Raw genomic sequence first — 21,404 nt, 5'->3', positions numbered from 1 at the left:
AAATGTGGGAGCTGGCTTGCCTGCGATAGCGGTGGTTCAGTTGACTCATTAGTGACTGACACACCGCCATTGCAGGCAAGCCAGCTCCCACATGTTGCTCTGCGTACATCAGATGCTCTGGCGCAACCGGGCCAGGTCGCGCAGCGGCGGCGCACCGAACAACCGGCTGTACTCCCGGCTGAACTGGGACGGGCTTTCATACCCCACCCGATAGCCCGCCGCCGAGGCCTCCAGCCCTTCGGCAATCATCAGCCGCCGGGCTTCCTGCAAGCGCAGTTGCTTCTGGTATTGCAGCGGGCTCATGGCCGTGATCGCTTTGAAGCGATGGTGCAAGGTCGAGACGCTCAGGTTCACTTCCTTGGCTAGGTCGTCGATACGCAGCGGCTGTTCATAGTTGCCGTTCAGCCAGGTGATCGCCTGGCTCACCCGATGGCTCTGGCTGTTAGCCACAGCGATTTCATACAGGCGATAACCCTGCGGGCCACGCAGCAAGCGGTAGAGAATTTCACGGTTGATCAAGGGCGCGAGCATCGCGATGTCTTTAGGCGTGTCCAGCAAGCGGGTCAGGCGCAGCACCGCGTCGAGCAGTGCGTGATCGATGCGGTCGACGTACATGCCTCGTGAGGTCGGGCGCGAGGGCACGCCCATCGGCCCGGCCTCTGCGATCAGCGCGGTGAGCTGCGCCGGGTCGATATTGATACGCACCGAGAGGTTCGGGTCCTCGGCGGTGGCGTCAATAATGCGGCCGGCCACCGGCATCGCCACCGAGAACACCAGGTAGTTGAGCGGGTCGTAGGCAAAGATCTCGTCGGCCAGGCGCACTTCCTTACTGCCACTGGCTAGGATGCACAGCGCGGGTTCCACCAGCACCGGCATGAAATCCCGGGGCGCGTTGTGGCGGTTCAGGTACAGCGAGGTGATCGCCGTGCCGTAGGAGCCGTCCTCCCAGGTATGGCGGTGCACGATACTGGCCAGCTCGGCGCGTTGTTTCTCCATCTCGGCATCGAGGGGAACGGGCTTGGATTCGGGCGACGGCATGGGGCGTCCTCTACACGCGGCTTTGATGGGCTCAGCTTAGCGGCGGCTTTTCAAAAAGTGTTACGTCGATTCTGCAGCATCCTTGCCTGATCCTGCGAGATCGCGTGAATCAGGCAAGTACGCAGCCTGTCATCTGCCTGAAACATGGGGCCTGGGCCTGGAATAAATTCTGAGACCGAACGTCCTCCCTACGCTTCTCGCAGGATTGTGCAATAAGCCTGCAGGAATTGACTAACCGCGCTTACCGCCGCGCCGTTATCTTTGATCCTGTGGCAACACGCCCTCATTGTGCTTGCCGAGCATCACTTCTCAACGGGAGAGTCGAACATGTCCACCCCCATTCCCGCGAGCCATATGGCCTTTATCCGCGCCCGTAGCGGGTGCGGCACCGAACTCGGTGCACGCTTGAGCAGTTTGATCGAACCGGGTCGCCAGGCCCAGGGTTGCCTGCAATTCTCGTTGCAGCACTCCCAGGTCGACCCCGATGTATGGCTGGTATCCGGGTTCTGGAGCAGCGAGCAGGCCATGAGCGCCTACTTCAACTCTCCGGCCCTGATGATCTTCACTGAGCTTCTGAACGACATGGTCGTGCGCAGCATGGACTTCCAGACCTTCACCGACGCATCGGCGGCACAGGCCTACGGCGAGTACCTGCAACTGGCCGGTTAACGGTTAGAATGGCCGACTTTCCATTGGCCAGGACTTGCAACATGGCACGTAAACAATTTGCCCACCACGAAGCCGTTTCCGCCGTAGTACCGGGCGAAGGTGGCTACAGCGCCGCCGTCGCCGTCAAGGCACTGGATGGCATGGGCGCACCCAGGTTTCACAAGATCCTTGATGGGCAGACGTTCAAGACAGCGTCCGATGCCGATGATGCGGCGACGTTGCAACTCGAGCATCTGGTCGATGTGGATGCAGAAGGCCAACTGACCTGGGCGACTGCTGAACGCTGAGGCAGCACACCTAACCAATGTGGGAGCTGGCTTGCCTGCGATAGCGGTGTATCAGTCACTCTTGGGTTAACTGACCCACCGCTATCGCAGGCAAGCCAGCTCCCACAGTTTTGATTGCATTGCAGTCAGGGTTTGGTGGCGCCTGGGCGGTACATCTTGAACAGCGCTTCTGGCCCCAGCTGGAAATAATCCGCCGGGCCACCCCCGCGTAAAATCGGCTCGGCGGCAGCGGTGTCGTAGATCCCGTCCTTGAGCAACCATTTGGCGATGTGCACCGCAACCACCTCGCCCAGCACCAGCCAGCTCGGCACCAACTGTTGGTCGGCACGTTGCAGCTGGATGATCTGCGTCACCTTGCACTCGAACGACACCGGGCTCTCGCCCACCCGTGGTACGCCAACGATTTTCGAAGCCACCGGCGTCAAGCCGGAGAGTTCGAATTCATTCACCTCGGGCGATACGGCCGCGCAGCTCTGGTTCATCTGCTCGGCCAGTGGTCGGGTGGCCAGGTTCCAGACGAATTCGCCGGTCTGTTCGATATTGTTCAGGCTGTCTTTACGCCCGACACTGGAAAACCCAATGATCGGCGGAATGTAGTTGAATGCGTTGAAGAAACTGTAGGGCGCCAGGTTCAGGCGGCCTTCGCGGTCGTGCGAGGAGATCCAGCCAATCGGGCGTGGGCCGACGATGGCATTGAACGGGTCATGGGGCAGGCCGTGGCCGTTGGCGGGTTCGTAAAAGTGGATGTCGTCAGGCATGGCCGGGGTTCCTGCTACGCGGTTTGGGAGGCGGTCATAGTGCAATTCATGGCGGTGAATTTCCATCGTGCCCATGGATTTTTCATACATCTGCCACCTATTTTTCACAGTTTCCCCTTCAGTCTGCGCCCAAGGTCAATACCCCCTATAAGACTGAGCCTTGGAGCTATCTACTGCATGAATAAACTTCCTCAGATCACCCTGGCGTTCTGGGTCATGAAAATCTGCGCAACTACCTTGGGCGAAACCGCCGGGGACTTGCTGTCGATGACCTTGAACGTTGGCTACGCCATCAGCTCCATGATCCTCATTAGCGTGTTCCTGGTGACCCTGGTGACGCAACTCTGGTCGAAAACCTACAACCCGGTGCTGTACTGGATCGTGATTTTGTCTACCAGTACTGCGGGTACCACGATGTCCGACTTCATGGACCGCACGCTGGGACTGGGCTACGCCACCGGGTCGATGATCCTGATCGTGATCCTGATGATCATCTTTGCATTGTGGCACCTCAGTGGTGACTCGCTGAACGTGAACAAGGTGCAGACCTTCCGAGGGGAGCTGTTTTACTGGATGGCGATCCTGTTCTCCAACACCTTGGGCACCGCATTGGGCGATTTCCTCGCGGACGATTCGGGGCTGGGTTTCGCCGGTGGCGCATTGTTGATCGGCTCAACCATCGCCGCGGTGGTGGTACTCAAGTACTTCACCCGCATCTCGTCGGTATTGTTGTTCTGGGTGGCGTTTGTACTGACACGGCCGTTTGGCGCGACCTTGGGGGATTTTCTGACCAAACCCCATGAAAAAGGCGGCTTGGATTTCGGCACCATCGGTTCATCCGCGGTATTGGCTGCGGTGCTGGTGGTGATGATTGCTGGCGCGTCGTATGCGCAGCGGCGCTATGGGCGCAATGAGGCCGCAGAGTTGTCCTAACGCTAAATGAGGGAGCGGGCTTGCTGTGGCGAGGGAGCTTGCTCCCGTTCGACAGCGTAGCTGGAGCCAGCTTTTTGGGGGCGCTTCGCACCCCAGCGCAAGCAAGCTTGCTCGCCACAGCAAGCCCGCTCCCACGTTTTTTAGTCGGTGGTGATGCGTGAGTGTTTACGCGTGTCTTTCATGGTCACGTAGACCATCAACGACACGGCGATACACGCGGTCACGTACCAGTAGTAGCCCGTTTCCATACCGATGCTCTTGAACCACAGCGCGATGTATTCAGCGGTACCGCCGAAGATCGACACGGTCAGGGCATACGGCAGGCCCACGCCCAGTGCGCGGATTTCGGTCGGGAACAGCTCGGCCTTCACCACGGCGTTGATCGAGGTGTAGCCGCTGACGATGATCAGCGCCGCCATGATCAGGAAGAACGCGCCCCACCAGCTCTGGATGGTGTGCAGGGTGGTGAGGATCGGCACGGTGAACAGGGTGCCAAGCACGCCGAAGGCGATCAGGATCGGGCGGCGGCCGATTTTATCCGACAGCCCGCCGATGATCGGTTGCAGGCACATGAACAGAAACAGCGTCGCCGCCGAGATGGTGGTGGAGTCGGAGATGCTCATGCCGACCGTGTTCACCAGGTATTTCTGCATGTAGGTGGTGTAGGTGTAGAACGCCAGGGTGCCGCCCATGGTCAGGCCGACCACGGTCATCAGTTCCTTGGGGTGACGCATCAAGGTGCGCATTGCGCTTTCCTTGGCTTTTTCTTTCTTGGTGAACGACTCGGTTTCTTCCATGCCGCGACGCAGGTACAGCGCGACCACTGCGCACAGGGCGCCGATGGCGAACGGGATACGCCAGCCCCAGGCATACAACTGCTCGGTGGTGAGCACCTGTTGCAGCACGATCAGCACCGCCAGCGCGATGAGCTGGCCGGAGATCAGGGTCACGTACTGGAAGCTTGAGTAGAACCCGCGACGTTCCTTGGTGGCCATCTCACTCAGGTAAGTGGCAGAGGTGCCGTATTCGCCGCCGACCGACAGGCCCTGCAGCAGGCGGGCAAACACCAGCAGGATCGGCGCACCGATACCAATGATTTCATAGCCTGGGCTCAGGGCAATCAGCAGCGAGCCGAAGCACATCAGGTACACCGAGGCCATCAAGGCTTTTTTACGCCCGACTTTGTCGGCGTAGAGGCCCATCAGCCAGCCACCGATCGGGCGCATCAGGAAGCCCACGGCGAAGATCGCGGCGGTGTTGAGCAGTTGGGCAGTGGTGTCGCCTTTGGGGAAGAAGGCTTTGGCGAAGTACAGCGAGAAGGCGGCGTAGACGTACCAGTCGTACCATTCGACCATGTTGCCGACCGATCCGCTGAAGATCGACTTGATGCGGCTGGAGGTGGTGCGCTCCTGCGCTTTTGCGGCCGTCGATCCCAGAGGCACGGTGTTGGAGTTATCCATTGAAGGATCCTTCATCTAGTTGTTTTTATGGAGCGGCGCGTGCGCAGCCTGTTGGGGCTATAGCAGGAGCTGTGCCAGGTAGAGGAAGGCCCGCAATAGAAGGGTTGCGGGATTTTATTGAGCGGAAAGTCGCTGATGGTTTTTGGGTGATGAGCGGAAATCCGCTTATGGCTGCCGACGCCATCGCAGGCAAGCCAGCTCCCACACCTGCTGTGTTCACAGACCAAAATGTGGGAGCGGGCTTGCCCGCGATGGTGATCCAAATATCGCTACACAAACATCTCCCTTACCAACCCATGCCTCTGCATCTTCTCATTGAAGGTACGGCGCGGCAGTTGTAACTCGGCCAGCACCGCCTTGATATCGCCCTTGTGACGCGTCAACGCGGCCTTCAGGCAGTGTGCCTCGAACGCTTCTTGCTGCGCTGCTAACGACTGCCCGGCCTCGATCCCTTGCGGTTCCGGCTCGTCCAGCCCCAACACCTGGCGCTCGGCGACGTTGGCCAGTTCGCGCACATTGCCCGGCCAGTCATGGCTGAGCAGGCGCCCCAACTGTGGCCCACTCAAGGGCTCGACCTGGCGGCCCAGACGCTCGGCGGCGCTTTGCGCAAAATGCTCGTACAGCAGCGGAATATCTTCGCGACGTTCACGCAATGGCGGCAGGCGCAGTTGCGCGACGTTGAGCCGATAGGCCAGGTCTTCGCGAAAGCGCCCGGCACGGGCTTCTTCCAGCAGGTCGGGCTTGGTGGCAGCGATGATGCGCAGGTCCACTTGGATACTCTGGTTGGAGCCCAGCCGCTCCAGCTTCTGTTCCTGCAATACGCGCAGCAATTTCACTTGCTGGGCCAGGGGCATGCTTTCGATTTCATCCAGGAACAAGGTGCCGCCGTGGGCATATTCCAGTTTGCCGATGCGTTTGCCGTGGGCGCCGGTGAAGGCGCCGCTTTCATGTCCGAAGAGTTCGGCTTCGAACAACTGCTCGGGGATTGCCGCGCAATTGAGGGCCACGAACGGCTTCTTTGCGCGTGGGCCGAAGTCGTGCAGGCAGCGGGCGACCAACTCCTTGCCGCTGCCGGTTTCACCGCGAATCAGCACATTGACCGGCAAACTCGCCAGGTCCAGCACTTGGCGGCGCAAGCTTTGAAGGCCCTTGGACACACCCAGCAGGCTGGACTCCAACTGCGCGCGATGATCGGCCTGTTGATGCAGGCGGCGGTTTTCCAGGATCAGGCCACGCTTGTCCAACGCCCGGCGCAGGCTGTTGAGCAAGGCGTCGGGGCTGAAGGGTTTTTCCAGGAAGTCGTAGGCGCCGTCGCGCATGGCTTCGACGGCCATTGGCACGTCGCCATGGCCGGTGAGCAAAATCACCGGCAAATCGGCATCGCGGCGCTGCACCTCGGCCAACAGTTCAAGGCCGCTGAGCCCTGGCATGCGCACGTCGCTCAGAATCACCCCGGCAAAGTCCTTGGGCAGTTGCGCCAGGCACTCTTCGGCGCGGCTGAACAGCTGCACGTCAAACCCCGACAGGCTCAGCCATTGCTCGACGGCCGTGCGAATACTGGCTTCGTCATCGACCACAATCACCGCGTTCAACATAGGTCTGGCGTCTCCAGGGCGATAGGCAGGGTCAAGGTGAAAGTCGCGCCATCGCCACGGTTGGCGGCACTCAGGCGTCCGCCCAGTTCATGCACGATAGCGTAGGACACCGCGAGTCCCAAACCGAGCCCGTCGCCCACCGGTTTGGTGGTGAAAAACGGGTCGAACACGCTGCTCAAATGTTCTTCGGCAATCCCGCCGCCGCTGTCGCAGACGCTCAACTGCCACAGCTGCTGATCGGCGTGCAGGCGGATTTCCAGGCGCTTGCGCGGTTTGTCGGCCATGGCGTCGAGGGCGTTGCGCAACAGATTGATCAGCACCTGTTCCAGGCGGATCGCGTCGCCACGTACCCAGGCCGGGCGGGTGAGGTCCAGCACCACACCGATGGCTTCGTCACGCAGGCGCGCGTCGAGCAGGTGCAAGGATTGGTCAACCACCGTCGCCAGGTCCAGCTTTTCGCGCAGGCCACTGGGGCTCTTGCGCGCGAATGTCTTGAGGTGGCCGGTGAGCGCGGCCATGCGCGTGAGCATGTCATCCAATGGCGTGAGCGCCTTGTAGGCATCGTCCACGCGACCATGGTCGAGCAGCAGCCGCAGCGTCGCCAGTTGCATGCGCTGGGCGGTCAGCGGCTGGTTGATTTCATGGGCGAGGGCGGCCGACATTTGCCCCAATGCCGCCAGCTTGGCCGACTGCACCAGGCCATCCTGGGCGGTGCGCAGCGCCTGGGTGCGTTCTTCGACCAATTGCTCCAGTTCTTCACGGCTGCGCTGGCGCAAGCGGGCCAGGCGCCAGCGCTGGCTGAGGAACAGCACCAAGAACACCAATGCCAGCCACGAACCCGCAGCGGCAAGGCCCGCGTTACGTTGGTCTTCAAAGGCAAACTGGGGTTTGCGCAACAGGTGCAGGGTCCAACCTTCGCGCTTGAGCGGCAGCGACTCCCAGATGTAATTGGCGTTGCCGTCGGGGCCGCCGACGCGAATCAAGTGGCTGTTTTCGTCAAAGCGTTGCAGGGGCTGGGTGTCCAGCGGCTGCAGTTGCTTCTTGTCGTATTGGCGGGTGGCCTTGAGTTCAGCCAGGTCATTTTCGGACAACGGCCGCAGGTTGCGATAACGCCAGCCCGGCTGGTTGGCGATAAACACGATGCCCCGCGCATCGCTGACCAACAGCAGGTCATTGCCCTGGGCCCACTCGCGCTCCAGCTCGGGGAACTCCAGCTTGACCACCATGGCGCCGAGGAACTGCTCGTGCTCATCCACGACCGCACTGGAAAGAAAGTAGCCCGGAATACCCGTGGTCACGCCTACTGCATAAAAGCGCCCGGTGCCGTGGCTCAAGGTCTGGCTGAAATACGGCCTGAACGCGTAGTTGTGGCCGACATAACTGCTGGGCAGGTTCCAGTTGCTGGCGGCCACGGCCAGGCCGGTGCGGTCCATCAGTTCCAGGGTCGAAGACTGCGCAGCGCCGTTGATGCGCTCCAGCTTGCGGTTGAGCCGGTCTTGCGTGGTGGCGTCCAGCGGGCCCTTCAAGGCGCTGATCATCTCCGAATCCAGCGCCAGCACGGCGGGCAGGGCACGGTAGCGTTCGATCAGGGTGTGCAGCGAGTTGGCATACAGCGCGAGCTGCTGATTGGCACGGGCGGCGTCGTCCACCAAGGCCTGGCGTTCGGCATGGCGCGTGGCCAAGGCAGCAGCCAGCACCGCACCGGCGATGATCAACAGAGAATAGAAGGTCAGGCGCAGGGGGCGAGGGATCACGATCATACGATGATGAACAGGCACGGTAAGGGGCGAGCACCATAGCATGGGCAGCTCATATCTTGTGACCAAGGAGCTTGTGGGGGAGCTGGCTTGCCTGCGATGACGGCCTGACAGCCGACATCTATCTACCTGACACCCCACGATCCAACTGTGGGAGCTGGCTTGCCTGCGATGACGGCTTGCCAGCCGACGGCTATCTACCTGACACCCCACGATCGCAATGTGGGAGCGGGCTTGCTCGCGAAGGCGGCCTGACAGCCGACCGGGATGTGGGATCAGATTGAGTACATATCCGTTAGTTAGGTAACGGCCACTTAGGGTTCCGCCCTGACGGCGGCTCACTTTGCAAAAGCCGGGATGCCGGCCCAGGCCAAAGTAAGCAAAACGCTCTTGCCCCACCACTCGGCACCTCGCCTAGGCTCGGTGTGCCCGAACGCAGGCTTGAATCCGTGGGCCGCCGCCACGCGCCATCCATGGCGCGGGGCGGCTAACCCGGCGTCCTGCCGGGTTACCCACGAATTCAAGCCTGCGTTCGGCCAGCGTGGTTTAACGGGGCGCCTGAGATCAAGATCAAAAGCAGATCAAGAGCAAGATCAGGAGCAGTCCCTTGCTCCAGGCATAAAAAAGGCGACTGGGCCGTGGGGCCGCAGTCGCCTTTATTCTTTTGGATGAGGTGCTTACTGCACTTCTACCGCCAGGCTGTCACTGATCTTTTTCTGCCAGATGGCAGGACCGGTGATGTGGACGGATTCACCTTTGCTGTCTACTGCAACGGTGACCGGCATGTCTTTGACGTCGAACTCGTAGATGGCTTCCATACCCAGTTCGGCGAAGGCAACCACGCGCGACTTCTTGATGGCTTGGGCCACCAGGTAAGCGGCGCCGCCCACGGCCATCAGGTACACGGCCTTGTGGTCCTTGATCGCTTCGATAGCGGTCGGGCCGCGCTCGGACTTGCCGATCATGCCCAACAGGCCGGTTTGCTCCAGGATCTGGCGGGTGAACTTGTCCATCCGCGTCGCAGTGGTCGGGCCCGCTGGGCCAACCACTTCTTCGCGCACCGGATCAACCGGGCCGACGTAGTAGATAAAGCGGCCCTTGAGGTCCACCGGCAAGGTTTCGCCCTTGTTCAGCATCTCGACCATGCGCTTGTGCGCCGCATCGCGACCGGTAAGCATCTTGCCGTTGAGCAGGACGGTTTCGCCCGGCTTCCAGCTCTGCACTTCTTCCGGGGTCAGGGTGTCGAGGTTGACGCGGCGAGCCGATGGGCCGGCTTCCCAGACGATTTCCGGGTAGGCATCCAACGGTGGCGCTTCCAGTGACGCCGGGCCCGAGCCGTCGAGCACGAAGTGCGCGTGACGGGTGGCGGCGCAGTTGGGGATCATGCACACCGGCAGGGACGCGGCGTGGGTCGGGTAGTCCATGATCTTCACGTCGAGCACGGTGGTCAGGCCACCCAGGCCCTGGGCGCCGATGCCCAGTTGGTTGACCTTCTCGAACAGCTCCAGGCGCATTTCTTCGATACGGTTTTGCGGGCCGCGCTTTTTCAGCTCGTGGATGTCGATGGACTCCATCAACACTTCCTTGGCCATTACCGCGGCTTTCTCGGCGGTACCGCCGATGCCAATGCCGAGCATGCCCGGTGGGCACCAGCCGGCGCCCATGGTCGGAACAGTCTTGAGCACCCAGTCGACGATCGAGTCGGACGGGTTGAGCATGGCCATTTTCGACTTGTTCTCGGAGCCGCCACCCTTGGCCGCCACGTCCACTTCCACGGTGTTACCCGGGACGATGGAATAGTGGATGACCGCAGGGGTGTTGTCCTTGGTGTTCTTGCGGGCGCCGGCCGGGTCGGCGAGGATCGAGGCGCGCAGGACGTTTTCTGGCAGGTTGTAGGCGCGACGCACGCCTTCGTTGATCATGTCGTCCAGGCCCATGGTTGCGCCGTCCCAGCGCACGTCCATACCCACGCGCACGAACACGGTGACAATACCGGTGTCCTGGCAGATCGGGCGATGGCCGGTGGCACACATGCGCGAGTTGATCAGGATCTGGGCGATGGAGTCACGGGCTGCCGGCGATTCTTCGCGCAGGTAGGCTTCGTGCATGGCCTGGATGAAATCAACGGGGTGGTAGTAGGAAATGAATTGCAGGGCGTCGGCAACGCTCTGAATCAGGTCGTCTTGCTTGATCACGGTCATGAGTCGCGCTCCTCTATAAGGGAACATTCAATAAAGATGGCCTCAGTGTTGCATCGGTCGGCTGAAGCCATCTTTCCAAGGCACGCCAGAATGGTGCAGGCGCGACGCTAAAAAGGCGCGGCAGTATAACCCGGCACGGTGGCCGATACACCCGACTATGGTCAAACTGTCGCAGGCATGATTCCCTGTGCGCGCTCCTTATGATCGAGTCTTTATATGCCTGAACTGTATGTCGGCGAACGCCACTGGTCGGTCACCCCCGGCAGCAACCTGCTGGATGCCTTGAATCAGGCCGGTGTGGCCGTGCCCTTCAGTTGCCGGGCCGGCAGTTGCCATGCGTGCCTGGTGCGTTGCGAGGGTGAGGTTGACGACCAGCAGCCCGAAGCCCTGAGCCCGACGCAGCGCCAGCAAGGTTGGCGCCTGGCGTGCCAGTGCCGGGTCATTGCGGACCTGAAGGTCGACGCGTTTGATCCCCAGCGCGATGGCTTGCCCGCCCAGGTGGTGGGCGCCGATTGGCTGAGTTCGACGGTACTGCGCCTGCGCCTGCAACCAGAACGTGCCCTGCGGTACAGGGCCGGGCAGCATTTGGTGCTGTGGGCAGGGCAGGTGGCACGCCCTTATTCCCTGGCGAGTTTGCCCCAGGAGGAGCCGTATCTGGAGTTCCATATCGACTGCCGTCAACCCGGTGCCTTCAGCGATGCCGCGCGACAGTTGAAGGTCGGTGATCCTGTATGCCTGGGCGAACTGCGGGGTGGAGCGCTGCACTATGATCCTGACTGGCAATCACGACCCTTGTGGCTGCTGGCCTCCGGTACTGGCCTGGGCCCCTTGTGGGGCGTGTTGCGCGAGGCACTGCGCCAGGATCATCAAGGCGAGATTCGCGTGATTCACCTGGCCCATGAGGCCGAGGCTCATTATCTGGCTGAACCCCTGGCAGCGCTTGCCGCGCAACATGGGCACCTCACCGTGGAGCTATGGACCGCGGCGCAGTTGCAGCCGGCATTGGCGCAACTGCGGCTGGTTTCCCGGCACACCCTGGCCTTGCTTTGCGGGCACCCTGCCAGCGTCGAGGCCTTTTCCAAGCGCTTGTTCCTGGCGGGACTGCCGCGTAATCAATTGCTGGCGGATGTGTTCCTGGCTCGCCCTTTTACGTTATGAAAAGCCTGGTCAAGTCGGTATCGGAGCTTATCGTCCGGAGCCGATGACGCCATCGCAGGCAAGCCAGCTCCCACAGTAGACCGAGTTGTCTGACTATTGTGGGAGCTGGCTTGCCTGCGATGAGGTCCTGAAATTTTCAACACATTGACCTGCATTGAAATGCAAAAAGCCCCGCCATTCACAGGGCGGGGCTTTTGTTTTTCAGCTTGTCACTCAGACCTGCGGGTCGCCCACATGCAGGATCTTCATGCCATTGGTGCCACCGGTGGTGTGGTAGCTGTCGCCCTTGGTCAGGATGACCCAGTCGCCTTTCTCCACGACGCCGCGTTTGACCAACTCGTCGATCGCCTTCTGGCTGACTTCGTTCGGTGCCAGCGACGCCGGGTCAAACGGGATGGTGTACACGCCGCGGAACATGGCCGCGCGGGCCTGGGCTTCGCGGTGTGGGGTGAACGCGTAGATAGGCACCGAGGAACGGATGCGCGACATGATCAACGGCGTGTAGCCACTTTCGGTCAGGGCGATGATGGCCTTGACACCCGGGAAGTGGTTGGCGGTGTACATGGCAGCCAGGGCGATGCTCTGGTCACAGCTTTCGAAAACCTTGCCGATGCGGTGGCTGGAGGTCTTGCTGGTCGGGTGCTTTTCGGCACCGACGCAGATACGCGCCATGGCCTGCACGGCTTCCAGCGGGTACGGGCCGGCGGCACTTTCAGCCGAGAGCATCACGGCGTCGGTGTAGTCGAGCACGGCGTTGGCCACGTCGGACACTTCGGCACGGGTCGGCATCGGGTTCTGGATCATCGACTCCATCATCTGGGTCGCAACGATCACCGCTTTGTTATGACGGCGTGCGTGCAGGATGATCTTCTTCTGGATACCGATCAGCTCGGCGTCACCGATTTCCACGCCCAGGTCGCCACGGGCAACCATCACGGCATCGGAAGCCTTGATCAGGCCGTCGAGGGTTTCATCGTCGGCCACGGCTTCAGCACGTTCGATCTTCGCTACCAGCCAGGCGGTACCGCCGGCTTCGTCGCGCAGCTTACGGGCGTATTCCATGTCGGCGGCGTCGCGCGGGAAGGACACGGCGAGGTAGTCCACTTCCATTTCGGCGGCGAGCTTGATGTCAGCCTTGTCTTTTTCAGTCAGGGCCGGCGCCGTCAGGCCACCACCGCGACGGTTGATGCCTTTGTGGTCGGACAGCGGGCCGCCGATGATCACGGTGCAATTGAGTTCGGTCGGCGTGGCGGTGTCGACGCGCATGACCACACGGCCGTCGTCCAGCAGCAGCTCGTCACCGACGCCGCAGTCCTTGACCAGGTCCGGGTAGTCGATGCCCACCACGTCCTGGGTGCCTTCGGTCAGCGGGTGGCTGGTGGAGAAGGTGAATTTGTCACCGATCTTCAGCTCGATCCGCTTGTTGGTAAATTTGGCGATACGGATTTTCGGGCCTTGCAGGTCGCCCAAGAGTGCAACGAAGCGGCCATGCTTGGCGGCCAGGTCACGCACCAGCTTGGCGCGAGCCTTGTGCTCGTCCGGGGTGCCGTGGGAGAAGTTCAGACGGGCGACGTCCAAACCAGCCAGAATCAGCTGTTCGAGGACTTCCGGCGAGTTACTGGCCGGGCCAAGGGTGGCGACGATTTTGGTACGACGGACGGACATGCACGGACTCCTGAGTTCAAGCGCTGGGGAAGGCTACTATGCTCTTTCGTTGTAGTCATTGTTCGTTTGCACTACTTATCGACGATTGGCTTGTTTTGGCTGCGGTTGAATGGGCAAACGCCTTGAAGATTTTCGACCAGGGGTCGATACACTGCACAAGACAGGAGAACCCCATGCGAATTTTGCTCGTTGCTGCCCTGGCCGTCAGTGTTGTCGGCTGTACCCGCTGGTCGATGGACCACCATTTGAACAACGCTTACCGCGCCTATGGGGTCGGTGATTGCCAGCGTGTCACCCTGGAGTTGTCCCAGGTCGATCGCGAGAGCCGTACCCGCCGCTACGTGCAACCGGAGGTTTCGATGTTGCGCGGGCAGTGCCTGGAACGCCAGAAACTGTTTGTCGATGCCGCACAGACCTATCAGTTCATCATTGGCCACTACCCCTCGAGTGAGTACGCCTACCGAGCCCGTGCGCGGCTCGATACCTTGCAGCAACTGGGGCATCTGCCGGCTGCAGGCCTGGCAAAACCAAGGCCTGCGTCGTTGTAAGGGTATTTGTCGCTTCATGGCTGGCCTGTCGCCAGTCTTGCGCTATTCTTTGAATGTCTGTTTGTGCAGTACCCATTCGAACGGATGCAATGCCCGGATTCGGCAGCTGTTTGGTGACAAGCGGTAGCTGTTGTCACACCGAGATCCAGGGAGAGCGAGCGGTTGCTTGTTCCGAATCACTGGCACGGCCAGATTTCTGGCTATTGGATGGCGACTTCACCATGTTTACCGAACGACGGATCGAGCGGCATCAACTGCCGTATTTTCTGCAGGTGTTCAATCGTATTACTGACAAGCCAATCGGCTATCTTGGAAATGTGTCTGAAAACGGTCTGATGCTGATCAGCTCATTACCCATGATGACCGAGGTGGATTTCGAGCTGCGCTTGAAAGTGCCGGTGGCGCAAGGCGAGTTCAAGGCAATTGACCTCACGGCAACCTGCTTGTGGAGTCACGAGGATGTCACCCCGCAGCATTACGACTCGGGGTTCAGCGTGCTTGAGGCGCCCGAAGAGTACCGGCACCTGATCAACGCGCTGTTGCAGTACTTCAGCTTTTATCCTTTGCAGGCCTCTGTCTGAATTATGCGTGGGGTCGTGGCCGTTTCCTGGCCATGCCCCTGCGCAGTCATCCTCAGAATACCCCGGCCTTTTTCCACTCCAGATAGCGCGTGACCAGCCCGGCACCCAGCGCCGATGGCAAGGTATCGAGCACCGACAGCCCATGGGCACTCAAACGATCATGGCGTTGGTTGCGGGTGTTGAGGTAATCGATCGTGCCGCTGTAAGCCAGGGCTTCGGGCAATGTCTGCACAGGCGTCTGACGTAGCTGGTCGAGGACCTCTTCCCTCAGGCTGGCCACCAGTACCCGGTGATGCCTGCCGATACGCTGGACGGCAGCCATCAGCGCTTCATCCTCCTCATCCCGCAGGTTGGTGACGATGATCACCAGCGCCCGGCGTTTTTGACGTGCCAACAACTGGCTGGCGGCCGCCTGGTAGTCGGCGGTTTTTCGCGTGGTCTGCAGGTCATAGACCGCATTGAGCAACAGGTTCAATTGGCCACTGCCCTTGACCGGCTTCAGGTAGCGCGGCTGGTTGCTGGCAAACGTGCACAGCCCTACGGCATCGCCCTGTCTCAAGGCAACGTAGCTCAGCAGCAGGCAGGCATTGAGCGCGTGGTCAAAATGGGACAGTTCATCATCCTGGCTGCGCATGTGCTGGCCGCAATCGAGCATGAACACGATTTGCTGGTCGCGTTCGTCCTGGTATTCCCGGGCAATGGGCGTTCGTTGGCGGGCGGTGGCTTTCCAGTCGATCTGGCGCAGGCTGTCACCTTCACGAAACTCGCGCAGTTGATGAAACTCCAGGCCTAATCCTCGCCGCTGATGTTGGCGCACGCCCAGTTGGCTGAGCCAGTTATCCACACCCCGTAACTGCGCCCCGTATAAACGTGCGAAATCCGGGTAAACACGAGTGGCATCGTGAGTCTCGACCCAGCGTCGTGCCGACCACAGCCCCAATGGGCTGGGCAGCAGCAGTTCGCAGCGACTGAAATGGAAGTGCCCGCGCCGCAAGGGGCGTACGCGATAGCCCAGCTCAGCGCGTTCACCGGGGCGTAGTTGAATGGATTGAGGCAGGTTCTCCACAGCCAGGCCATCGGGCACGTGATCGAACACCTGCACGGTCAGAGGTTGCGGGTAGTCGTGCTCCAGGCACAGGCGTATTTCTTCCCAGCGCCCCAGCGCCAGGCTGCCGGGCAGTGTCCTGTATACGCGGACCGAGGGGCGGCGGCGCAAGCGTGCGGCATCCAGCATCGCCAGCAGCAACAGGGCCAGCAGCAGGCCCCAGGCTACCGAATGCAAGGTGGCGGGCACTTTGAACTGCAACGCTGCCGAAGCGCCCAACAAGATGTTCAAGCCGAGCAGAACGCCCAGCCAGGTCAGCAGCAGACGAGTCGGTTTCATGGCCGCGTCATTGCCTTGGTGCCGCAATCTGGTCGAGTAACTGCTGGAGCACCTGGTCGACCTCCAAGCCGTCGATGTCCAGCTCTGGTGCGATGCGTACCCGGTGACGCAGTACCGCCAGGGCGCAGCCCTTGATGTCATCGGGGGTGACGAATTCGCCACCGCGCAACAGCGCACGGGCACGGGCACCGCGTACCAGAGCGATGGAGGCCCTGGGGCCGGCACCGATGGCCAGCCCCGGCCAACTGCGCGTGGCACGGGCCAGGCGCACGGCATAGTCGAGCACCTGTTCATCCAGTGGCAGGTCACTGGCAATTTGCTGCATCGTTACTACGTCCTCGGCTTGCAGCACAGTACGCAACGGCTGTACCTCCAGCATGTCGGCCTTGGACGAGCGCGTCACTTCGCGGACCATATCCAGCTCTTGTAGAGCATCCGGGTAGTCCATTCGCACCTTGAGCATGAAGCGGTCCAGTTCGGCCTCGGGCAGTGGGTAGGTGCCTTCCTGTTCGATAGGGTTCTGGGTCGCCAGGACCATGAAGGGCTGGCCGATGGGCAACGCCTCGCCCTCCAGGGTCACTTGGCGTTCCTGCATGGCCTCCAGCAGCGCTGCCTGGGTCTTGGCGGGTGCACGGTTGATCTCGTCGGCCAGCAACAGGTGGGTGAACAACGGCCCCTTGCGCAGTTTGAACTGTTCGGTCTGCAGGTCGTAAACGGCGTGGCCGGTGACATCGCTGGGCATTAGGTCCGGGGTGAACTGGATGCGGGCGAAATCACCGCCAAAGCAGCGGGCCAGGGCCCGTACCAGCAAGGTCTTGCCCAGGCCAGGCACGCCTTCAAGCAGGACGTGGCCGCCTGCGATCAGGGCGGTGAGCACGTCGTCAATCACCGGGTCCTGGCCAATCACGGCCTTGCGCAATTCCACGCGCAGCGCCTGGGCCTGCTGGCTGGCCTGCTGAAGGTTTTCGGCGGTCAGGGCGGTGGCCAGTGGAGAGTCGCTCATAAGGCATTCCTGAGGGTTTGCAGGTGCGCCACCTGACGGCTGAAGTCGGCGCTGGAAAGCCGCTTCAGCGCAACGGGCTCAAGCGCCTGGCTGATGATGTGAGGGGGTTGTCGCGTAAGGTGTTCCAGCACTTGGCGTTGCTCTGACGCATCGAGGTGTTCGAACCCTGGATGGCGTCGCCGGGCTGCGCGCAGGATGTCGTGTCGCAAGGCTTGCAACAACGTGCCCTGGCCGCTGCGGCGCAATAGGAAGTCCGCGCTGGCCTGCAAGTGTTCCTGCAGCTGGCGACGTGCCTTGGGCGCCGGTGTCTGGATCGGGCCCTGGCGCATGCCTGCCTGCCACAGCCCCAAAGCAAGCAGCGCAACCAGGGCGACGAGGGCCTGGGGGAAATAACGGAGCAACAGAGTAAACAGATCGTCTGTGTCGCTGTTGAACAGCAGGGTGACGTCAGTGCCCTGGTTCAGGTACCACAGCAACCAGGCGTTATCATGGTTGCCGATATCTGTGGTTTTCCATAGGTCGCTGTCGGTGATCACCGTGACGCGACCTTGCCCCAGGTCGAGTTGCATCAGGTGGCTGGACTGGGCGCTGTTGGCGGAAAACTGCGCCAGGTGCTTGGGGTCGGTGAGGTTGAAGTAAGTGTCAAAACTAAAGTACGCCGGTGCGGTTTCGTTGTCGACATAGAGCTTGGTCAGATCCGGTTTGGTTTTTTTACGCGGTGGCACGGGTTCGTCGAAGGTGTCGCTCAAGGTTTGGCGGATAGTGAGGCGATCAAGCAGCAGGTCACCGCTTGTGCCGGCTTCTTCATCCCATAATGCCTCGGCGACCAAGAGCAGGTGGCCACCGGCTTTTGCCCAGCCCAGCAGTTGGTCGACCTGGCGTGGGGTCATGTTGCTGCGCTCTCCCAGCAACAACAGGCTATGGCCTTTGGCGGGCAGTTCGGCGAGTCGTTCAAGGCCCTTGGCGTGTGCCACGACCAAGCCGTGCTGGCGTAGAAAGTGCTCGGCGGCCAGATAGGGATTGGCGCGAGCCTCTGGCGACGGGCCCCGGTCAACCACTTCCTCGTAGGGAATTGCCTTGTGCCAGGCATATAAGCCGCCCGCACCCACCAGGCACGCCAACAACAGCGCTGTCCACAATAGCGCGCGATTCATTGGCCCGCTCCGTCACTGAAAAGAGCACGCCAGTCGCTGCACAGTTTTTGTTGGGCTGAAGAAGGCGGCAGACGGTGACCATAGGCCAGGTTTTGCCAGTGGCGTGTCAGTTCGTCGCTGAACGCCAGTAACTGCGGTTGTTGCAAATGATGAACACGCTCCAGTACCTGCCCCTCGGTATCGGCGCTTGTCAGTGGCAGGTCGAACTCGTGCAACAGCCGGCTGAGCAACCCGCGATACAGCAGGCCTAGGGCTTCCCGTGGATGGGTGGGCCATAGTTGTTCGGCGGTGCTGGCGATGTCTTCGGGCAATGTCTCGGTGCCCAGTTCCAGCCCGAACAACTGAGCGGGAACGGGCGAGGGAGCGGCCGTGCGAGTAGGCCCAAGGCGGCTGACGAACGTGCGCAACCATTCACGGTAACGCCAGCACACCAGGGCCAGGCCGCCAATCACAAGGCTCCAGAGCAGTATTTCCAAAGTTTTGGCGACGTATTTGAAGGTGTCGCTGTTAAGGTTGTCGAGCAGTGCCTGGAGCCAGCCAGGTAATTTGCCGTCGCCCGTGGCCTTGTTTTTAACCGGCGCTTTTTCTTCGCCAAACCGATAGCGTGTGACGGTTTCCGGGTTCTTGAAAGGTGGCTTTTCCAGCAACGCCTGGATGGATTGGCTGGCGGCCTGGGTGCTAAGTGGCTTATGGGCTGTGGTTTCATCTGCCATGGTCGGTGGGCTGATGTGTAGCAACGCCAGGCCAACCACCAGCAACAGCAGCGGTGCGACATTGCTCAGGCGCTGGCGCAGCCGACGGAATACCAGTTCCAGGTCCCAGGCCTCCAGCACTGTGCGGCGGTTGAGGTACAGGCTGAAGCCACAGGCGACGTAGATGGGTTCCCAGAACACCAGGACCAGGGCATAGAAGGCATTGCTCAGGTGCTCAAGCCAAAGCACGTCCGAGGCTGACGCGAATATTAGCCGTTGCCAGTCCCAGTCCAGTTCAACCTGTTGCGGGATGAAGAGATAGAACAGGGTCATGCCGCCAAACCAGAGGCCGATTTCCATGTGCACACCGATGGTCGTCAGCCAGCGTGCGGCGCCAGCGTTACGTTGCAGTAACACTCCAAGGCGTCGTTGACGTGCGTCACCGTCCAGGCCTTCCAGTTGGCTGACGGGCAGGGTGAAGCTGCGGCTCATGCTCAGCCGCCGCCACGTCAGGCTTGCGAACAGTTGCCCCTTGAGCAATTGCGGCCACTGGCGAACGGCCTGTTTGAGGCTGGGGGGCTCACCAAACAGGGCCTTGGACAGAATGTACAGCGGCAAGCGGTCGAAGGCCGGCTTGAGCCACCAGAACAGGAACATGACCAAAGACGGGTAATTCCAGAGCAGCACCGTCAACAGGCTGAATACCGGCAAGCTTACCAGCGCCCAACTGCCCATCAGCAGGACACGGTGTTCCCTGGCCATCAGTACGCCCAGGTCCATGGCTTCCCAGGAAGTACGCGGGCGAATCACCACGCTGGCGTCAGTCAGGCGCATGGCGACTCCGCCCGGCCAGGGACAGGTAAGCGGCCACCAGCAGCCAGAGCGCGGCGCCTACTGCGTATTTGATCCAGGGCTCAATGCGAGTGGTTGAGGACCAGTAGGCTTCGATAAAGGCTGCGATCAACAGGAACACCATGACACCGCAAAGCATCCGTACGCTTTTGCGGGCGGCCAGGCGCAGGGCCTCGCTGCGTGCCAAGCGCCCGGGGGCAACCAGTGACCAGCCCAGTTGCAAACCTGCGGCACCGGCCAGCGTGATGGCGCTCAACTCGAATGCGCCGTGACCAATGACAAACGACCAGAAGGTCTGGCCATAGCCAATGTCGGTAAGGTGCCCGGAGACTGCACCTATGACCAGGCCGTTGAAAATCAGGAAGAACACACTGCCCAGGCCGAACAACAGGCCGGCGGCAAAGGTCTGGAAGGCGATGCCGATGTTGTGCATCACGTAATAGCCAAACATCATCCAGTCTTCGCTGGCGGCCCGTTCGGCAGCACGGCCCAGACGGCTGGCGTCGGGGTTGTACATGCCCTGCATGTCGGCCACCTGCTGGGGGCTGATGATGCTGTAGATAAGATCGGGGAACAGGTACACCAGCAGGGCTATCCCCACCAGGCTGCCAAAGAATAGCAGGCCAGCGATCAGCACGAAGCGCCATTGTTCGCGTACCAGGCGCGGGAAGTCGGCGAGAAGAAACGCCAGTATGTTTGCCGTCAGTTGGCTGCGATGGCGATACAGTTGTTGATGGCCGCGCAGTGCCAGTTGTTGCAACGTGTCGACCAGGTAACTGCTATAGCCGCGTTGCTGAGCCAGGGCCAGATGTTGGCACAGGCGTCGATATTGATGCGGGAAGTCGGCAACATCAGCGGCCTTGGCTTTACCTTGCTCCAGTTGTGTCAACTGCTCGGCGAAGGTATGCCATTGGCGCTGGTGGCGGCTTTCAAAAAGGCTCTGCTTCATGTCGGCCCCAACAAACCACGGGCTACCCCGTTGAGTTGCTCCACGGCGCGCGGCGCAGACACCTGCAGGGGCTCTGCGAGGATGGCGGCCAATTCATGCACCCGTTCGGCCGAGAGTTCGGCCTGGCGTTCGGCGAAACCGAGGATGGCCCTCTGTTCGCTCAACTCCAGTGCGAAGGGTAGGCGCAGGGCGGGCGCTTGAGGGATGCTTGGGCGTACCAGCGGCAATTCCCGGTAGACCACCAGCGTACCGGCGGCCAGGTCGCCGAGCCGCTTGAAGTGCGGATGTTGCAGGCAACTGATCGCGCCCAGGAAATAACCGAAGGGCAGCATGTCGACAAAACGCAGCAGGTTGCGGATCAGCGATGCCGACCAGCCAATGGGCGTGCCGTCATCTTGTACCACGCGCAGCCCCATGACCTGCTTGCCTGGCGAGCAGCCCTGGTTGAGCACTTCGAACAACACCATGTACCACCAGCTCACCAGGAACAGCAGCAGCGAACCCAGGCCGATCCCCACATTGCCGAGCAGCGCCAGCGGCACCAGCAGGATACCCATGATGATCCCGCGCACGCCCAGGTCGAATGCAAACGCCAATGCCCGGGAGGGCAGGCCAGCAGGGCGCAGGGGCAGGTCGATGCCCTCGGGCGTTTCTATCTGATAGTGGGTATCCAGAGGGGTTGATGGCATTGCGATCCTTGGCACTGCGAGGCGACTTGAG

The 21,404-nt window shown here is 61.1% G+C and carries 19 protein-coding genes; 6 read left to right on the top strand and 13 right to left on the bottom strand.

What is annotated here, in order from left to right; translation table 11 throughout:
* Nucleotides 1–108: 108 nt before the first annotated feature.
* Nucleotides 109–1,038, bottom strand: coding sequence for an AraC family transcriptional regulator (locus GH769_RS19210; protein ID WP_003193916.1), 930 nt, complete (start codon nt 1,036–1,038; stop codon nt 109–111).
* A 327-nt stretch (nt 1,039–1,365) separates the two neighbouring features.
* Here GH769_RS19210 and GH769_RS19205 point away from each other — a divergent pair, with 327 nt between their 5' ends.
* Nucleotides 1,366–1,707: an antibiotic biosynthesis monooxygenase family protein gene (locus GH769_RS19205; RefSeq protein WP_032902730.1), complete on the top strand. Its 342-nt coding sequence runs from the start codon at nt 1,366–1,368 to the stop codon at nt 1,705–1,707.
* Nucleotides 1,708–1,748: 41 nt separating this feature from the next.
* Nucleotides 1,749–1,994, top strand: a complete 246-nt coding sequence (locus GH769_RS19200) for a hypothetical protein (RefSeq protein ID WP_019817340.1) — start codon at nt 1,749–1,751, stop codon at nt 1,992–1,994.
* Between the two features lie 125 nt (nt 1,995–2,119).
* Here the strand turns inward: GH769_RS19200 and GH769_RS19195 are convergent, their stop codons facing one another.
* A complete protein-coding gene (locus GH769_RS19195) occupies nt 2,120–2,752 on the bottom strand; it encodes a flavin reductase family protein (protein WP_014719748.1) in 633 nt (210 codons plus the stop codon).
* A 177-nt stretch (nt 2,753–2,929) separates the two neighbouring features.
* On the opposite strand from GH769_RS19195, the gene GH769_RS19190 reads away from it, so the two are divergent.
* Nucleotides 2,930–3,685 carry a hypothetical protein gene (locus GH769_RS19190; protein ID WP_019817341.1) on the top strand — a complete coding sequence of 252 codons (756 nt, stop codon included), beginning with the start codon at nt 2,930–2,932 and terminating at the stop codon, nt 3,683–3,685.
* Nucleotides 3,686–3,825: 140 nt separating this feature from the next.
* Here GH769_RS19190 and GH769_RS19185 read toward each other — a convergent pair whose 3' ends face one another.
* From GH769_RS19185 to GH769_RS19170, 4 genes are all read right to left on the bottom strand, one after another.
* The gene (locus GH769_RS19185; RefSeq protein WP_014719746.1) at nt 3,826–5,145 is read right to left on the bottom strand and encodes an MFS transporter; all 1,320 of its coding nucleotides are present in this window, start codon (nt 5,143–5,145) and stop codon (nt 3,826–3,828) included.
* Between the two features lie 269 nt (nt 5,146–5,414).
* Nucleotides 5,415–6,740: a sigma-54 dependent transcriptional regulator gene (locus GH769_RS19180; protein WP_014719745.1), complete on the bottom strand. Its 1,326-nt coding sequence runs from the start codon at nt 6,738–6,740 to the stop codon at nt 5,415–5,417.
* Nucleotides 6,734–8,500, bottom strand: a complete 1,767-nt coding sequence (locus GH769_RS19175) for an ATP-binding protein (protein ID WP_032902732.1) — start codon at nt 8,498–8,500, stop codon at nt 6,734–6,736. Before GH769_RS19175 ends, GH769_RS19180 begins: the two co-directional genes overlap by 7 nt.
* 674 nt (nt 8,501–9,174) lie before the next feature.
* A complete protein-coding gene (locus tag GH769_RS19170) occupies nt 9,175–10,698 on the bottom strand; it encodes a fumarate hydratase (protein ID WP_003193907.1) in 1,524 nt (507 codons plus the stop codon).
* A gap of 216 nt (nt 10,699–10,914) precedes the next feature.
* Here GH769_RS19170 and GH769_RS19165 point away from each other — a divergent pair, with 216 nt between their 5' ends.
* Nucleotides 10,915–11,856 (top strand): iron-sulfur-binding ferredoxin reductase, encoded by a 942-nt coding sequence (locus GH769_RS19165; RefSeq protein ID WP_020302719.1) that lies wholly within the window; start codon nt 10,915–10,917, stop codon nt 11,854–11,856.
* A gap of 213 nt (nt 11,857–12,069) precedes the next feature.
* Here GH769_RS19165 and pyk read toward each other — a convergent pair whose 3' ends face one another.
* The gene (pyk, locus tag GH769_RS19160) at nt 12,070–13,521 is read right to left on the bottom strand and encodes a pyruvate kinase (RefSeq protein ID WP_003193904.1); all 1,452 of its coding nucleotides are present in this window, start codon (nt 13,519–13,521) and stop codon (nt 12,070–12,072) included.
* Between the two features lie 173 nt (nt 13,522–13,694).
* Between pyk and GH769_RS19155 the strand changes: the two genes are divergently transcribed.
* Together GH769_RS19155 and GH769_RS19150 are read left to right on the top strand one after the other, a co-directional pair.
* Complete coding sequence (locus tag GH769_RS19155) at nt 13,695–14,069, top strand: tol-pal system YbgF family protein (protein ID WP_003193903.1); 375 nt, start codon at nt 13,695–13,697, stop codon at nt 14,067–14,069.
* Nucleotides 14,070–14,290: 221 nt separating this feature from the next.
* Nucleotides 14,291–14,650 (top strand): PilZ domain-containing protein, encoded by a 360-nt coding sequence (locus tag GH769_RS19150; protein WP_019821226.1) that lies wholly within the window; start codon nt 14,291–14,293, stop codon nt 14,648–14,650.
* 52 nt (nt 14,651–14,702) lie between these two features.
* Here the strand turns inward: GH769_RS19150 and GH769_RS19145 are convergent, their stop codons facing one another.
* Genes GH769_RS19145 through GH769_RS19120 form a run of 6 tightly spaced genes read right to left on the bottom strand, consistent with a single transcriptional unit; the run spans nt 14,703 to nt 21,373 of the window.
* On the bottom strand, nt 14,703–16,034 hold the full coding sequence (locus GH769_RS19145) for a DUF58 domain-containing protein (protein ID WP_032902734.1): 1,332 nt from the start codon (nt 16,032–16,034) through the stop codon (nt 14,703–14,705).
* A gap of 7 nt (nt 16,035–16,041) precedes the next feature.
* The gene (locus tag GH769_RS19140; protein ID WP_032902736.1) at nt 16,042–17,037 is read right to left on the bottom strand and encodes a MoxR family ATPase; all 996 of its coding nucleotides are present in this window, start codon (nt 17,035–17,037) and stop codon (nt 16,042–16,044) included.
* On the bottom strand, nt 17,034–18,191 hold the full coding sequence (locus GH769_RS19135) for a DUF4350 domain-containing protein (protein WP_014719739.1): 1,158 nt from the start codon (nt 18,189–18,191) through the stop codon (nt 17,034–17,036). Before GH769_RS19135 ends, GH769_RS19140 begins: the two co-directional genes overlap by 4 nt.
* On the bottom strand, nt 18,188–19,717 hold the full coding sequence (locus tag GH769_RS19130; protein WP_032902737.1) for a DUF4129 domain-containing protein: 1,530 nt from the start codon (nt 19,715–19,717) through the stop codon (nt 18,188–18,190). Before GH769_RS19130 ends, GH769_RS19135 begins: the two co-directional genes overlap by 4 nt.
* Nucleotides 19,704–20,684 (bottom strand): stage II sporulation protein M, encoded by a 981-nt coding sequence (locus GH769_RS19125; protein ID WP_019821231.1) that lies wholly within the window; start codon nt 20,682–20,684, stop codon nt 19,704–19,706. The genes GH769_RS19130 and GH769_RS19125 overlap by 14 nt, the downstream gene beginning before the upstream one ends.
* Nucleotides 20,681–21,373: an RDD family protein gene (locus tag GH769_RS19120; RefSeq protein ID WP_014719736.1), complete on the bottom strand. Its 693-nt coding sequence runs from the start codon at nt 21,371–21,373 to the stop codon at nt 20,681–20,683. The genes GH769_RS19125 and GH769_RS19120 overlap by 4 nt, the downstream gene beginning before the upstream one ends.
* Nucleotides 21,374–21,404: the final 31 nt, after the last annotated feature.

The organism is Pseudomonas sp. CFSAN084952 (genome assembly GCF_009648855.1).
GTDB classification, from domain to species: Bacteria; Pseudomonadota; Gammaproteobacteria; order Pseudomonadales; family Pseudomonadaceae; genus Aquipseudomonas; species Aquipseudomonas paracarnis.
This window is presented reverse-complemented; position numbering and strand designations above follow the sequence as displayed.

Bases quoted from the DNA above. Each gene is read 5' to 3' on its own strand.
- GH769_RS19125 (WP_019821231.1), bottom strand. From the start codon at position 20,684: ATGAAGCAGAGCCTTTTTGAAAGCCGCCACCAGCGCCAATGGCATACC.
- GH769_RS19170 (WP_003193907.1), bottom strand. From the start codon at position 10,698: ATGACCGTGATCAAGCAAGACGACCTGATTCAGAGCGTTGCCGACGCC.
- GH769_RS19175 (WP_032902732.1), bottom strand. From the start codon at position 8,500: ATGATCGTGATCCCTCGCCCCCTGCGCCTGACCTTCTATTCTCTGTTG.
- GH769_RS19190 (WP_019817341.1), top strand. From the start codon at position 2,930: ATGAATAAACTTCCTCAGATCACCCTGGCGTTCTGGGTCATGAAAATC.
- GH769_RS19165 (WP_020302719.1), top strand. From the start codon at position 10,915: ATGCCTGAACTGTATGTCGGCGAACGCCACTGGTCGGTCACCCCCGGC.
- GH769_RS19130 (WP_032902737.1), bottom strand. From the start codon at position 19,717: ATGCGCCTGACTGACGCCAGCGTGGTGATTCGCCCGCGTACTTCCTGG.
- GH769_RS19200 (WP_019817340.1), top strand. From the start codon at position 1,749: ATGGCACGTAAACAATTTGCCCACCACGAAGCCGTTTCCGCCGTAGTA.
- GH769_RS19205 (WP_032902730.1), top strand. From the start codon at position 1,366: ATGTCCACCCCCATTCCCGCGAGCCATATGGCCTTTATCCGCGCCCGT.
- GH769_RS19210 (WP_003193916.1), bottom strand. From the start codon at position 1,038: ATGCCGTCGCCCGAATCCAAGCCCGTTCCCCTCGATGCCGAGATGGAG.
- GH769_RS19145 (WP_032902734.1), bottom strand. From the start codon at position 16,034: ATGAAACCGACTCGTCTGCTGCTGACCTGGCTGGGCGTTCTGCTCGGC.
- GH769_RS19185 (WP_014719746.1), bottom strand. From the start codon at position 5,145: ATGGATAACTCCAACACCGTGCCTCTGGGATCGACGGCCGCAAAAGCG.
- GH769_RS19135 (WP_014719739.1), bottom strand. From the start codon at position 18,191: ATGAATCGCGCGCTATTGTGGACAGCGCTGTTGTTGGCGTGCCTGGTG.
- GH769_RS19155 (WP_003193903.1), top strand. From the start codon at position 13,695: ATGCGAATTTTGCTCGTTGCTGCCCTGGCCGTCAGTGTTGTCGGCTGT.
- pyk (WP_003193904.1), bottom strand. From the start codon at position 13,521: ATGTCCGTCCGTCGTACCAAAATCGTCGCCACCCTTGGCCCGGCCAGT.
- GH769_RS19195 (WP_014719748.1), bottom strand. From the start codon at position 2,752: ATGCCTGACGACATCCACTTTTACGAACCCGCCAACGGCCACGGCCTG.
- GH769_RS19140 (WP_032902736.1), bottom strand. From the start codon at position 17,037: ATGAGCGACTCTCCACTGGCCACCGCCCTGACCGCCGAAAACCTTCAG.
- GH769_RS19120 (WP_014719736.1), bottom strand. From the start codon at position 21,373: ATGCCATCAACCCCTCTGGATACCCACTATCAGATAGAAACGCCCGAG.
- GH769_RS19150 (WP_019821226.1), top strand. From the start codon at position 14,291: ATGTTTACCGAACGACGGATCGAGCGGCATCAACTGCCGTATTTTCTG.
- GH769_RS19180 (WP_014719745.1), bottom strand. From the start codon at position 6,740: ATGTTGAACGCGGTGATTGTGGTCGATGACGAAGCCAGTATTCGCACG.